10 protein-coding genes are annotated in these 13,758 nt (G+C 72.3%); 3 read left to right on the top strand and 7 right to left on the bottom strand.

Annotated features, from left to right (window positions below):
- Positions 1-246 precede the first annotated feature (246 nt).
- Positions 247-2,625, bottom strand: coding sequence for an alpha-L-fucosidase (locus ACZ4O3_RS10825; protein ID WP_467721921.1), 2,379 nt, complete (start codon positions 2,623-2,625; stop codon positions 247-249).
- 258 nt (positions 2,626-2,883) lie between these two features.
- On the opposite strand from ACZ4O3_RS10825, the gene ACZ4O3_RS10820 reads away from it, so the two are divergent.
- Entirely contained in the window at positions 2,884-4,227 is a 1,344-nt protein-coding gene (locus ACZ4O3_RS10820) for an amidase (protein ID WP_467721910.1), read from the top strand.
- Positions 4,228-4,392: 165 nt separating this feature from the next.
- Here the strand turns inward: ACZ4O3_RS10820 and ACZ4O3_RS10815 are convergent, their stop codons facing one another.
- Together ACZ4O3_RS10815 and ACZ4O3_RS10810 are read right to left on the bottom strand one after the other, a co-directional pair.
- Entirely contained in the window at positions 4,393-4,875 is a 483-nt protein-coding gene (locus ACZ4O3_RS10815) for a GNAT family N-acetyltransferase (RefSeq protein ID WP_467721909.1), read from the bottom strand.
- Between the two features lie 54 nt (positions 4,876-4,929).
- Positions 4,930-5,103 (bottom strand): hypothetical protein, encoded by a 174-nt coding sequence (locus ACZ4O3_RS10810; protein WP_362732398.1) that lies wholly within the window; start codon positions 5,101-5,103, stop codon positions 4,930-4,932.
- Between the two features lie 484 nt (positions 5,104-5,587).
- On the opposite strand from ACZ4O3_RS10810, the gene ACZ4O3_RS10805 reads away from it, so the two are divergent.
- Both ACZ4O3_RS10805 and ACZ4O3_RS10800 read left to right on the top strand, forming a co-directional pair.
- On the top strand, positions 5,588-5,965 hold the full coding sequence (locus tag ACZ4O3_RS10805; RefSeq protein ID WP_362732400.1) for a hypothetical protein: 378 nt from the start codon (positions 5,588-5,590) through the stop codon (positions 5,963-5,965).
- Positions 5,966-5,990: 25 nt separating this feature from the next.
- The gene (locus ACZ4O3_RS10800; RefSeq protein WP_467721908.1) at positions 5,991-6,746 is read left to right on the top strand and encodes an SDR family oxidoreductase; all 756 of its coding nucleotides are present in this window, start codon (positions 5,991-5,993) and stop codon (positions 6,744-6,746) included.
- A gap of 187 nt (positions 6,747-6,933) precedes the next feature.
- On the opposite strand, the gene ACZ4O3_RS10795 is transcribed toward ACZ4O3_RS10800, so the two are convergent.
- From ACZ4O3_RS10795 to glgC, 4 genes are all read right to left on the bottom strand, one after another.
- Positions 6,934-8,427, bottom strand: a complete 1,494-nt coding sequence (locus ACZ4O3_RS10795; protein ID WP_384996315.1) for an SDR family NAD(P)-dependent oxidoreductase — start codon at positions 8,425-8,427, stop codon at positions 6,934-6,936.
- Positions 8,428-8,530: 103 nt separating this feature from the next.
- Entirely contained in the window at positions 8,531-9,862 is a 1,332-nt protein-coding gene (locus ACZ4O3_RS10790; protein WP_467721907.1) for a wax ester/triacylglycerol synthase family O-acyltransferase, read from the bottom strand.
- A 149-nt stretch (positions 9,863-10,011) separates the two neighbouring features.
- Positions 10,012-12,333, bottom strand: coding sequence for a GH92 family glycosyl hydrolase (locus ACZ4O3_RS10785; protein ID WP_362721845.1), 2,322 nt, complete (start codon positions 12,331-12,333; stop codon positions 10,012-10,014).
- A gap of 180 nt (positions 12,334-12,513) precedes the next feature.
- Positions 12,514-13,734: a glucose-1-phosphate adenylyltransferase gene (gene glgC, locus ACZ4O3_RS10780; protein WP_362721848.1), complete on the bottom strand. Its 1,221-nt coding sequence runs from the start codon at positions 13,732-13,734 to the stop codon at positions 12,514-12,516.
- Positions 13,735-13,758: the final 24 nt, after the last annotated feature.

The raw sequence follows: 13,758 nt of genomic DNA, 5'->3' as shown, positions 1-13,758 counted from the left end.
AAGTCCCGTCGTTCGCCCGAAGGGCGGGCCGTGCGGCGTCAGGTGCGTGCTCCCGTCGTGCCGGGCGGAAGTCCTCGTACGGGATGTACTCGGGCTTTCGCCCGGTGCGGCGAGATTGCGTGCATCGCGTCGCACGGCAGACGGGACCTTCGCAACACGCCCGAGACCGCCGGCCGGGACAGCACGGACCCGGGCGGGGGCGGGGCGGCCGCGACCCCGGAAAGCCGCGGCCGCCCTCTCCGTGCCTCAGCCCTGCCACTCCACCTTGAACACCCACACGTGCTGTCCCGCCCGCCGGGCCGGCTCGGGCACGTCGATCACCAGTGCTCCGCCGGTGACGGTCCAGGTCAGCGGCCGGTGGTGGCCGAGCATGGTCACCTTGTCGCCGGCCCTGACCGGTACCGGTGCCTCGACGGTGAGCTTGGCGCCGGGCCGGGTCAGCGAGTGGATGTAGAAGGCCTCGTCCGGGCGGACGGTGAACCGCAGGTCCTCGCCGAGCTGGGCCATGCGCGACCAGTAGGTGGTGCCGTGGATCGCCTCGCCGTTGACCGCGAGCCAGGCGCCGGTCTCCCGCAGCCGGGTCTGCATGATCTCCGGTATGGTGCCGTCGGCGCGGGGGCCGATGTCGAGCAGGAAGTTGCCGTTCTTGGAGACGATGTCGACCAGGCTGTGCACGACCTCCTCGGTGGTCATGTAGGCGTCGTCGGGGGTGGCCCGGTTGTAGCCGTAGCTGCGCGGGTCGAGGCCGCGGCTGGCCTCCCACTTGGCGACGACCGTGTCGGCGTACGTCGTGTACTCGGGCGTGGTGAAGTCGTGGAAGCCGATGCCCGAGCGGTCGTTGACGGTCACGTCGACCGGACGGGCCCGGTTCTTGGCGTGGTTGAAGTACTCGGCGAGGACGTGGACGCTGTCGTTCGCGCCGCCGATGTCGCACCAGATGATCTCCGGGTCGTAGCCGTGGACCAGTTCGAGCATCTGCGGGGCCTGGAAGTCCCGCACGTAGTCCTTGCCCGCGGTGTATCCGGTGTACGGCAGCGGGTCCAGCGTGTACGGGTTGCGCGGGGCGTGGCCCATCCAGGGGCTGTCGGGGTTGAACCACTCGGGCATGGAGAAGTACAGGCCGCGGTGGAGTTCGGGCGTGTACCGGCGGGACGCCTCGAACAGCTCCTTGACCAGGTCCCGTCTGGGGCCCATCCGCACGGCATTGCGGTCGGAGACCTTGGTGTCCCACAGCGCGAAGCCCTCGTGGTGCTTGGAGGTCAGCACGTGGTACTGGGCTCCGGCGTCCCGGAACAGCTCGACCCACGCCCGCGGGTCGAACTTCTCGGCGGTGAAGCGCGGGATGAAGTCGTCGTAGGCGAAGTCCTCGCCGTAGGTGTCCCGGTGGTAGGCGTAGGTGGGGTTGCCCGGGTCCTGCATCTGGTCCCAGTACCACTCGGCGTACTGCACTCCGACCGGCGCCCACGCGGGCACCGAGTAGACGCCCCAGTGGATGAAGATGCCGAACTTGGCCTCGTTGAACCAGTACGGCGCCCGGTGACCGGCCAACGAGGTCTCGGTGGGCTCGTAGTCGGCGGTGCCGAGCGTCAGGGTGCGGCGGCTGGAGGTCACTTGGGCGCCGCGGCCGTGCACGCTGACCGTGCCGTCCCGCTCGGTTCCGGGTGCGGTGCCGGTGCGGCTGCGGATGCCGATCCGGACGCGGGCCTGTTCGCCGGGGTCGAGGCGGCGGACGCGGGCGGGCTCGACGGTACGGGCACCGGGGACGTCGACGCGCACGGACACCGCGTCGCGGGCCAGGATCGCGACGGTGCCCGCGTTGACGACGGTGGCCTCGACGCTCTGAGCGCCGGTGGCGTCCAGCAGGGAGGCGGTGGAGTGGGCGTCGCGCAGGGCCAGCGCCCGTCCCTGGGCGACGGGCTGGAGGGAGAGGGCGAAGACGTGCAGGGCGGCCTTGCCGGCCTCGGCCGGGCCGGTGACCGGCAGGGTGAGGGCGACGGCCTCGCGCTGCGGGTCGATCCACACCTCGCAGGTGCCGATCCCGACGGTGTGCTGGTCCTTGCCGCCGTCCGGCTGGTAGCGGTACGGCGCCGCCAGCGGACCGCCCACCGCGTACCAGTCGCTGCCGCTCAGACCGGCGGTGGTGGTCGTGCCGTCGGCGTAGTGGACGGTGGCCCGGCCGGCGGCGTTGCCGTAACTGCCGGCGGTGAGGAAGACGGCCGACAGGTAGTGGCCCTTGGGGAGGTCGACGCGCTGGCCGAGGGCGACAACGTTGTTCTTGGCGCCCGCCGTCGCGGCGGGGAAGTCGAAGGGGATGCCGTCGACCTCGACCCGGCCGGCCGGGAGTTCCTCGCCCGGGAACGTGTAGCCGGAGCCGTCGAAGTCACCTCCCCGGGCGTCGGCGGTGTCGATGCCGTCGTTGTCGTAGAGGGAGTCGAGGGGTACGGGGACCGGAGCGGGGACGGGGACCCATGAGGACGCGGCCGGCGCACCGGCCGACGCGCCCGCGCCACGGGAGTCGGCAGGCCCGGTGGCGTGGGCCGGGGTGGTCGCGGCGAGCGGCAGGGCGGCCCCTGCGGCAACGCCCGCGGCGGCCCCCAGCACCTGACGTCGTGGATAGGGAGACATGCTCATGCGCGGCTCCATTCATCGGATGTCTGATGATTGAGCGGGCCCAGAAGCCTGTCAATGGGGCATGCACGTGCAGGAATCGAGAAAGTGATCCGATGACATGCGGGAACCGACCATGCATCAGAGGCGGTCGCGGAGCACACCTCACCCGCGGCTCCGGCGCCGCACGCTCTCGACGGGAAGGCCGCGGCGCGGCAGAGTGCCCTTTCGTACCGACGAGTATGCCCCCTCTCTCTCGTACCTTCAGGAGCGCCCGTGACCAGCTGGGTCGGCCGGACCGCCGCCGAAATCGCCGCCGCCGTACGGGAGAAGCGGGCCTCCCCCCGGGAGGTGGTGGCCGAGCACCTGGAGCGGATCGCACGGCTGGACGGACGGATCGGCGCGTTCCGTAAGGTCCGGGCCGAAGCGGCGCTCGCCGAGGCGGACGCGGTCGCCGCCCGCGCCGATCTGGACGAACTCCCGCTGGCCGGTGTCCCGTTGGCCGTGAAGGACAATCTGGCGGTGCGTGGCGAGGCGCATCTGGACGGTTCGGCGGCGACACCGGACACGCCCGCCGACGCCGACCATGCCACCGTGGCCCGGCTGCGGGCGGCGGGCGCGGTGGTCGTGGGGCTGACGAACGTGCCCGAGCTGTGCGTCTTCGGGACGACCGACGGGATCCACGGCATCTCCCGCAACCCGTGGGACACGCTGCGCAGCGCGGGCGGCTCCTCGGGCGGCAGCGCGGCCGCGGTCGCCGCCGGGCTGGCGCCGATCGCCCTCGGCAACGACGGCATGGGCTCGCTGCGCATCCCGGCGGCCAACTGCGGTCTGGTCACCATCAAGCCGGGGTTCGGGGTGGTCCCGGCCGGGATCGGCCACGGCGACTGGTTCGGCATGTCGGAGAACGGGCCGCTGGCCACCTCCGTCGAGGACGTCCGGCTGATGCTCTCGGTCCTCGCCGACCAGGAGTTCGGGAGCACCACGGACGGCACCGCGCTGAAGATCGCCTTCTCGCGGCGCAGCCCGCTGGCCGGGACGACCGTGAGCAGGCCGTATACGAACGCGGTGGCGCAGGCGGCCGGACTGCTGGCGGCCGCCGGGCACCAGGTGCGGCGGGCGGAGCCGCCGTACCCGGCGTCGATCGGCGTCACCGCGCTGCGGCACTGGACGGCGGGGACGGCCGTGGACGCGGCCGATCTGGACCCGGCGCTGCTGACCCGGCGGACCCGGGTGCACGCGGCGATCGGCCGCCGGTTCCTGAACGGGGTCCGGGTGAGCGACTCCCGCGACCGGCTGCGCGCCCGGCTGACGCCGTTCTTCGCCGAGTACGACGTACTGCTCACCCCGGCGCTGGCCCGCCGCGCCCCGCGGGCGGCCCCCTGGCACGAGCGGGGCTGGCTGCGCAACGCGTTGGCCGGCTCCACCTACTCGCCGCTGACCCCGGCCTGGAACCTCACCGGCTGGCCGGCGATGTCGGTGCCGTTCGGCACGCTGCCGTCGGGCGCTCCGTGCGCGGTACAGCTGGTGGGGCGGCCGGGCTCGGAGGCGGTCCTGCTGGCCGTGGCCAGGACGCTGGAGACCCTGCGCCCCTGGCAGCGCACCGCGCCCGTCGGCTAGAGGGCCCGCCGGCCGCCTCCCCGGCGGTGGCGGGCGTCACGGGCCGCCGCTGCGAGGACCGCGCCCGGGCCGCGCCGGTCGCCGAGCGCGCCGGTACGGTCGGCGGGGTCGCGCCGTGCGCCCCGGCCCGGGAGCGCGCCCGCGGCACTCGTGGCGTGACCGTGCTCAGAGCGCGCGGTACATGATGTGCAGGCCGACCGGTCCGTGCCGGGGATGGTCGAAGGCTTCCGGGACCGTGCCGATGACCGTGAAGCCGAGAGAGGTCCACAGGGCGACGGCGGGGTTGGTCTCGACGACGGCGTTGAACACCATGGACCGGTAGCCGTGCGCACGGGCCTCGGCCAGGACGTGTTCCGCCAGGGCCCGCCCGATGCCCTGGCCCGCCCGGTCGGGGTCGACCATGAAACCGGCGTTGGCGACGCCCGCGGCGGGTCCGCCGTAGTTGGGGGTGAGGTAGGCGGAGCCGACGACGGCTCCGGTGGCGTCCTCGGCGACGTAGACACGTTTCGCCGGGCTCATCCACAGGGCGCGGGCCGCCTCCTCCGAAGTGTCGGGGTCCCAGCCGTACGTCTCGGCGGCGGCGACGATCCGGTGCCAGAAGGGCCAGATCTGCGGCCAGTCGGCCGCGGTTGCTGCTCTGATCGGCATGGGCGTGAGTCTCGCACGCCCATGCGTCGGCGATCGCGGATCACCGGCCGGAGGTCAGTCCACGCTCGGCAGGATGTGGGGCTCGGCGAGGTCCTCCTCGTAACCCGCGAGGCGGATCGGGGCGGACCGGGCCCACACGTCGAGGCTGCCGAGCTGTCCGGGCCGCCTGCCCGAGCGCTCCGTGCGTTCCTTGGGGCGCTGCTCGATATTCGTCTTCTCCGGTGTCACCGCGCACTCCTTATGTGTCGGTCACCCTCGGGGCGTGCCGGACGGTCTGCGTTCCGGTGCTTGGCGCCCGCTCGGGTCTGGATGGAAAGCAGGTTCGGACGCGGTGGCGCCGGTAACTCACAAGGGAGCAGGCCGTTGTCGACCAGCTCGTCCCGGGACGGACCGTGGGTGTGGGTGGGACCCCTTGCTGCTGCCCGTCCTCTCTAGATTAACCAAATGAGCGCAGCCCCGCTCGATAGGGAGTGCAAACAAGGTGTAACTATCGCGAGTCGCTCCGTGCTCCCCTCGCCCGCAAATACACCTTTTCGTAACATGATGCACCGTTCATGTCCCACCCGCTCGACCTAGGGACTCGAACATATGACCGAACGAGTAAGTTCCGCCGCCCTCACCGGCTGCGCAGTTCAGGTTGCGTTGGCCGGGTCGAAAACTCGACATGATCCGATGGCGCAGGACAACGGCTGTCTCGCGGAAGGACTGACGCATGGAGCTGCGCAGCGTCGAGGAGCTGATGGATCTGCTGTACGCCTGCCGTCACCAGCGCGCCCTGCGCACCGCGGCGCTGCTGCGTCGCGGCCGCCCCGCCGACAAGGAACTCCAGGTCGCGGGCCTGGTGCACGGCATCGTGGAACTCCTGGGCCACGCCGACGGCGCCGCACAGGCGGTACGGCGCCTGCTCGGGGAGCGCGTCTACCGCCTGGTACGCGGGGACGGCGCCCCCGCCGACGACGACGTGCTGCGGCTTCGGCAGGCCGACGAGGAGAGCCGCTCCACGGGGTTCGACGCGGGCGTCCTGGAGGACTGGCGGACCGTCCTCGAACTGGTCGCCACCCGCAACTCCCGCCTCGGGGCTGTCGACTGACGGCTCGTCATGAGACGGTACGGCGATGACGTCGTACGGGCTCAGGGGCAGGGCGGCCGTCGTCACCGGCGGCACCCGCGGGATCGGGCGTGCGGTCGCCGGGGCGCTCTCGGCGGCCGGGGCGCTGGTGTGCGTGAGCGCGCGGGACACGGCCGAGGTCCGGCGTACGGCCGCGGAGCTGGGCGGGACCGGCCTGGCCGGCAGCGTCGCCGAGCCGCAGCACGCCCGGGAGCTGACCCGGCTGGCGCTGACCGAGTTCGGGCGGCTGGACATCCTCGTCAACAACGCGGCGACCAACCGCCCGTACGGCCCGCTCATGGACGCCGACCTGGGCCTGTGGCGGGAGGCGTTCGCGGTCAACGTGGAGGCACCGCTGCGGCTCACGCAGTGCGCGTGGCGCGGCTGGATGCGGGAGCACGGCGGGTCGGTGGTCAACATCTGCACGGAGGGCGCGGCCCACGTCGGCCCCGACGTGGGCGCCTACGGCACCAGCAAGGCGGCCCTGCTGCACCTGACCCAGCAGCTGGCGGGCGAACTGGCCCCCCGGGTCCGGGTCAACTCGGTCTCCCCGGGCCTGGTACGCACGGAGATGGCCCGGTTCATGTGGGAACCGCGTGAGCGCGAGATCGCGGAAGGGCTGCCGATGGGGCGGATCGGGGAGCCGGAGGACGTGGCCGGGGCGGTGCTGTGGCTGTGCTCGGACGCCGCGGGATGGGTGACCGGAGCCGACCTGGTCGTCGACGGCGGAACCCGGGTACGAGCGGCACGCACGTCGGCCTAGCGCCAGTCCGGCGGATGGTGGTCCCCCTCCGGGGGAGGCATGGCAGACCCCGCGTCCGCGGCATGATCCGCCGCACGGCCCCCAGGGGCGCGGGGAACCGCGCGACCAGCCCCCTCCCGCACGGCCCGCGCCCGCCCGACGCCCCCCGGAACCCGGTCGCAGGGCGCCGACGACGGTCAAGCGGGGCTTACCACTTGCCCGGCTCGTAGTCCTTCAGGAAGACCCCGTACACGTCCTCGCCCTGCTCGCCGCGCACGACCGGGTCGTAGACCCGGGCCGCGCCGTCGATCAGGTCGAGCGGCGCGTGGAAGCCGGCCTCGGCCAGGCGCAGCTTGTCGTAGTGCGGGCGCTCGTCGGTGATCCAGCCGGTGTCCACGGAGGTCATCAGGATTCCGTCGGTCTCGAACATCTCCACCGCGCTGGTCCGGGTGACCATGTTCATGGCGGCCTTGGCCGCGTTGGTGTTCGGGTGCCCGGCGCCCTTGTAGCCGCGGCCGAAGACGCCTTCCATCGCGGAGACGTTGACGACGTACGCCCGTCCGCGCGCCGCCCGCTTCGCCGCCGCGGCCATGGCCGGCCGCAGCGCGCTGATCAGAATGAACGGCGAGGTGTAGTTGCAGAGCTGGGTCTCCAGGAGCTCGACCGGGGAGATCTGGTCGATGGTCTGCACCCAGGTGTTGGAGTCGACGACGTCCGGGACGAGACCGCCCGCGTCGATGGCGGTGCCGTCGAGGTGCCGGGCGACGCTGGCATTGCCCGCGACCAGCGCGAGATCGGCGACCTGCTGGGCGTCGAGCCCGCTGGTGCCGAGCGGCAGCGCGGCGAGGCCGTCCACGGCACCGGAGTTGAAGGCGCCGATGACCTGGTGGGCGGGGAGTTCACCGGCGGGCAGCGGGGCGCTCTCGCCCTCGACCAGGGCCGCGTAGGCCGAGGGCAGCCGGCGTACGGTCTGGGTCGCGTTGTTGATCAGGATGTCGAGCGGGCCCGCCGCGGCGACCTGCTCCGCCAGGGCGACGGCCTGGGCCGGGTCGCGCAGGTCGATGCCGACGACCTCCAGGCGGTGCAGCCAGTCCGCGGAGTCCTCCATCGCCTTGAAGCGGCGGATGGCGTCCTTCGGGAAGCGCGTGGTGATCGTGGTGTGCGCGCCGTCCCGCAGCAGCCGCAGCGCGATGTACATGCCGATCTTGGCGCGGCCGCCGGTGAGCAGGGCTCGCTTGCCGCTCAGGTCGGCGCGGACGTCCCGCTTGGCGCGGTTCAGGGCGGCGCAGTCCGGACAGAGCTGGTGGTAGAAGTAGTCGACCTCGACGTAGCGGCTCTTGCAGGTGTAGCAGGAGCGCGGGCGCTGGAGTATCCCCGCGATCCTGCCCTCCTCGGTCCGCGAGGAGGGCAGCAGGCCCTCGGTCTCGTCGTCGATGCGCTGGGCGGAGCCGGTCGCGGTGGCCTCGGTGACCGCCTTGTCGTGCGCGGTCTTGGCGGCCCGGCGCTCCTGGCGGCGGCGCTGCTTGACCGTGCGGTAGACGCCCGCCGTGGCCCGGCGCACCGCGATGGCGTCCGGGTGGTCGACGTCCAGCTCGTCCAGCTCGTCGAGCACGCTGAGGCAGACGGCGAGCCGCTCCGGGTCGATGCCCGGGCCGTAGACCACCTGGTCCTCGGCCGTCGGGCCGTCCTGTGTCACCGTCATCGCGCTGCCGCTTCCCTGATCCACCAGCGGCGCTCCGACTCGCGCCCGCTTTCGAACAGGGGATTTTACGGAGCGCCGGGCCCTACCTCCAAACCCGACCGCATCATGGATCGCAGACCGAGATCAGCGAGTCGACCTCGTCGGTCACCGCGCGGGCCAGCACGTCGAGGTCCGGGACGGCCGCCGCGTCCGCGACAAGGCCGTAGTGGACCTGGTTGCGGTAGGTGGAGATGGCGACCGCGAGGGACTGGCCGGGCGCGAGCGGGGCCAGCGGGTAGACGGCCGTCAGCGGGTGACCGCCCAGGCGCAGGCCGAGGCCGGGCAGCGGCACGCTGGTGACCAGGATGTCGAACCAGAGCCGGGCCGCCTGGCCGACGAGCGGTCCGCCGAGCCGGTGCCCGAGGGCGGGCACGTGGTCGGCGAGCAGCGCGACGGCACCGGCGCCCCGGTTGGGGCCGGCGTCCTTGTTGCGGACCATCGCCGTGCGGACGCGGTCGAGGCGGGCGAGCGGGTCGGGGTTGTCGACCGGAAGCCGTATCAGGTAGCCGGAGAGCCGGTTGCCCTGTGGGGTGGAGGTGCGCGGACGGCGCTTGGAGACCGGGATCAGCGCGCGCGGGGCGACACCCTGGGTGGGGTCGCCGCGCTCCTCCAGCCAGCGGCGCAGCGCGCCGGCGACGACGGCGATGAGCACGTCGTTGACGGTGCCGCCGACGGCCTTGCGGACCCGGTGCACATCGTCGATGTCGAGGTCGACGCCGGCGATGCTGCGGGTGCCGGTGGGCTCGGACCGCAGTGCGGCGGAGGAGCTCACCCCGAGGGCGGACAGGGCGACGGACGCGCCGATGTCCAGGGCCCGGCCGACGTCCGAGAGCGCGCCGCGCACCAGCTCGGGCACCTTGCGCAGGTCCGGCAGCGCCGGCAGCGTGCGCGGTGCCTCGATCGGGCGGGGGGCACGCTCGGGCAGGTCGAGCGGGTCCATGACGCCGGCGGCCAGCTTGAGGGCGCGCAGCCCGTCGGCGAGGGCGTGGTGGAACTTGAACAGCACCGCGAAGGAGACCCCGTCCTCGCCCGGCAGTACATGCGCCTCCCACGGGGGCCGGCCGCGCTCCAGCGGCCGTTGCATCAGCCGGCCGGCGACGGCCTGGAAGTCGTCGGTCGGGGCGTGCAGCCGGACGTGGTCGAGGGGATCGAAGTCCGGGGCGCTCTCGCGGGCGGCGCCGCCGAACGCGAGCGGCTGCCAGACGTCCTTGATGCGCATGCGCAGTCCGGGCACGGCGGCGGCACGGGCCGCGAGCAGGTCGGCCGCGTGGGCGCCGGCGGTCGGCGAGTGCGCCGAGAAGACGCCCAGCGCGCCGAGGTGCATCGGATGGCGGTCGGACTCGATGTTCCAGAACGCCAGATCGAGAGGGGCCAGCAGGTCAGCAGTCGCAGTCATCACGAAGGGTGCCTCGCGTCGACGGAGGGGGAATCAGCAGTCAAACGCCGACACCTGATTACGGTCAAGTACGATCACGCTACACACAGTTAACAGCAGATTAAGCCCCGCCTCCCCGCAAAGAGGCGGGACTCATGGGAAACCTGAGGTCACCTCAGCGCCGGCGGCGCCGCCTGGGGTGACGTACCCCACTCTGACGGGCGCGGGCCGACCGTGAACGCCAGCGAGCGCAGGGTGCGCAGTGAACCGTTCGTCAGATAGGTCCGGCCGTAGCCGGATCCGTCGATCCGGGCGGTCTGCACGTACCGGTCGGCGGCCGAGGTGCCGGGCGCGGTCACCGTGAAGCCGCCGCTCGGCCAGTAGCGGCGGTCCAGGCGGACGTCGGCCCGGTCGAAGACAGGCGTCGACAGACCCCACGTGCCGTATCCCGGCTGGACGGGGAAGAGGCCGATGGACGACAGCACGTTCCAGGCGGACATGGTGCCGAGGTCGTCGTTGCCGGTCATCCCGGTCGGCCCGTCGGTGAAGAGGGTGAGCGCCGCGTGCACCACGTCGGTGGTCTTCCAGGGCTGGCCGGTGGAGAGGTAGGTGTACGGGGCAGTGAGGTCGGGCTCGTTCATGGGGTTGTAGACGGCCGCGTGGTAGTAGTCATAGGCGTTGCCGTGCACCCACACCTCGCGCGCGGTCTTCTCCGGGTCGGCGAGGAGCTGGTCGTAGGCGAAGAAGGAGTCGAGCCGCCGGTTGGCGGCGTGCTCGCCGCCGATGAGGGAGATCACACCCGGCAGGTCCTGCGGGACCAGCCACTGGTACTGCCAGGCGGTGCCCTCGTGGAAGCCGATGCCGCGGCCCGGGTCGGGGTCGCCGGTGAAGGCGCCGGAGGCGTCACGGGCACGGAAGAAGCCGGTGGAGGGGTCGAAGACGTTGCGGTAGTTCTGGGCCCTGGTGGCATAACGGGCCGCGTCCGCGCCGTGGCCGAGGTTCCGGGCCATCTGGGCGAGCATCGCGTCGGACAGCGCGTACTCGAGGGTGACCGAGGCGCCGTGGTCGTAGTCGGAGTCGCCGACCTTGGTGTGCGGGCGGCCCTTGGCGTAGGGCGCGAAGCCGCCGGCGAGGTATTCGGCGTTGGCCTCGCGGCCGACGCCCGGGTTGGCGGCCGGGGGTACGCCGTCGGCGTTCTTCCGCAGCGCCCGGTAGGTCCGCTCCTCGTCCCCCTTGAGCAGCCCCGCCTGGTAGGCGGTGGTCAGGAACGGGGTGACGGGGTCGCCGGTCATGATGTTCGTCTCGACCGGGCCGTAGCCCCACTTGGGCAGCCAGCCGCCCTCCTCGTCGACCTTCAGCACCGACAGCGCCATGTCCCGTGCCTCGCGCGGGGCGAGCAGGGCGAGCAGCTGGGCCTGGGTGCGGTAGGTGTCCCAGAGCGACCAGTTCTGGTAGTAGGTGAACCCGGCGGGGCGGTGGATCCTCCGGTCCCAGCCGGTGTAGCGGCCGTCCGCGTCGTCGCCGACGTTGGGTGCCAGGAAGGCGCGGTACAGCGACGAGTAGAAGGTGCGGCGCAGGGTCGGGGAGCCGCCCTGGACGCGGATGCCCCCGAGCCGCCGCTCCCAGGCCTCCCGGGCCTGCCGTCGTACCGTGTCGAACGAACGGCCGCCCTCGGCCCGCAGATTGACCTCGGCGCCTCGCGCGTCGACGTACGACAGGGCGGTGGTCGCCTCGACGGTACGGTCCCGGGTGGTGTCGAAGCGGACGTAGGCGCCGTCGGCCCCGGTACGGGCCCCGGGGGTGACCGCGGTGCCGTTCCAGGTGCCGTGGGCGGTGAACGGGCGGCTGAAGCGGGTGACCGTGTACACCGTGTAGGGGGCGGTCTCCCGGCAGAAGCCATGGCCCGTGATCTTCGTACGGACGGTGTGGTCGTCGAGGATCTCGACCTCGCTGCGCACCGGCTTGTGCAGCGCCTGGCCCGCGTTGAGCAGGACGTTGGCCTTGTCGGTGGCCGGGAAGGTGTAGCGCTGGACGCCGGTGCGGGCGGTCGCGGTCAACTCGGCGCGGACACCGGAGTCGAGGCCGACGCGGTAGTAGCCGGGGCTCGCCTGCTCGTCGGCGTGGTCGAACCCGGCCGCGTACCGGGCGTAGTCCGTCTGCGTGACGTCCCCGGTGGTGGGCAGGACGGGCAGGTCGCCGCCGATGCGGCAGCCGACGCCCGAGAGGTGGACCAGGGAGAAGCCGCGGATCCGGTGCTGCGCGTAGTCGTATCCGGTGCTGTGCCCGGTGTCCGGGGAGAGCTGCACCATGCCGAAGGGCACGGCCGCGCCGGGGAAGGTGTTGCCCTCGTTCTGGGTCCCGATGAAGGGGTTGACCAGGTCGGCGAGGTGGCCGTCGGTCGGTTCGGCGGCTCCTGTGGCGGGGGCGGTGAGCAGCGCGGACGCTGTCAGTACCCCGGCCAGACACAGCCGTGTGCGCCGGGTCCCTCTCATGTCGGATGACCTCCGAAGCTTCGACGTCGTTGTCTGCATCGTGAGGGGGAAAGGCCGCAAAGACCGGCACCTGGGGGTTTTCACGCGCAGCGCGTCGCAGAAAGGGACGAGGCGGTACGAGACGGCCAACGAGTCGGGCCCGGCGCGGGAACGGCGCCGGGCCCGGTTTCGGGAAGAGGGCTACGAGACCGGTTGCCCCTTCCCGAGGGCGATCACCCCGCCCTTGGAGACGGTGTACAGCTCCGCGTCCCGGTCCGGGTTGACGCCGATGGTGGCGCCCGGCGGGACCTCGACGTTCTTGTCCAGGACCGCGCCCCGCACCACCGCGCCCCGGCCCACGACCACGTTGTCGTGCAGGATCGACCCCTGGACCACCGCACCGGGGTCGACGCGCACGCCCGGTGACAGCACCGACCGGGTGACCTGGCCCCGGATCAGGCAGCCGGCGCTGATGATGGACTCGCTCGCCATGCCGCCGGCGTTGAAGCGGGCCGGGGAGAGCTGGTTGGAGTGCGTGTAGATGGGCCAGCTGCGGTTGAAGAGGTTGAAGGCGGGCCGCTCGGCGATCAGGTCCATGTGCGCGTCGTAGTACGCGTCGAGGGTGCCGACGTCCCGCCAGTAGCCGCGGTCGCGGCTGGTCTCGCCGGGTATGTGGTTGGTGCCGAAGTCGTAGAGCTGCGCCTCGCCGCGGGCGGTGAGCTGAGGCAGTATCGAGCCGCCCATGTCGTGCACCGAGTCGTCGTCCTCGGCGTCCCGGTGCAGGGACTCGACGAGGGCCTTGGTGGTGAAGAGGTAGTTGCCCATGGAGGCGAAGACGCAGTCCGGGGCGTCCGGCAGCCCCGGCGGGTCGGCGGGCTTCTCCAGGAAGGTCTCGATCGTCTGCCCGTCCGAACGCGGGGTGATCACACCGAACGACGAGGACTCCACGCGCGGGATGCGGATCCCCGCGACGGTGACCCCGGCACCGCTCTCGATGTGCTGCTGGAGCATCTGCCGGGGGTCCATGCGGTAGACGTGGTCGGCACCGAACACCGCGACGTACTCGGGCTGTTCGTCATGGACCAGGTTGAGGGACTGCAGGATGGCGTCGGCGCTGCCGAGGTACCAGCGCGGGCCGAGCCGCTGCTGGGCCGGGACCGGGGTGACGTAGTTGCCGAGCAGGCTGGACATCCGCCAGGTGGTGGTGATGTGCCGGTCCAGCGAGTGCGACTTGTACTGGGTCAGCACGCAGATCCGCAGCACGTCCGCGTTGACGAGGTTGGACAGCACGAAGTCGACCAGACGGTACGTCCCGCCGAACGTGACAGCTGGTTTGGCCCGGTCGGCGGTCAGGGGCATCAGGCGTTTGCCTTCCCCACCCGCAAGCACGATCCCGAGTACCGAAGGCCCACCACGACGCATGGCCGCTCCCCTCACCCTGGTGCT

Source organism: Streptomyces sp. NPDC026515 (assembly GCF_055567595.1).
The sequence above is the reverse complement of the archived record's forward strand: the minus strand, read 5'-3'. Positions and strand labels throughout refer to the sequence as shown.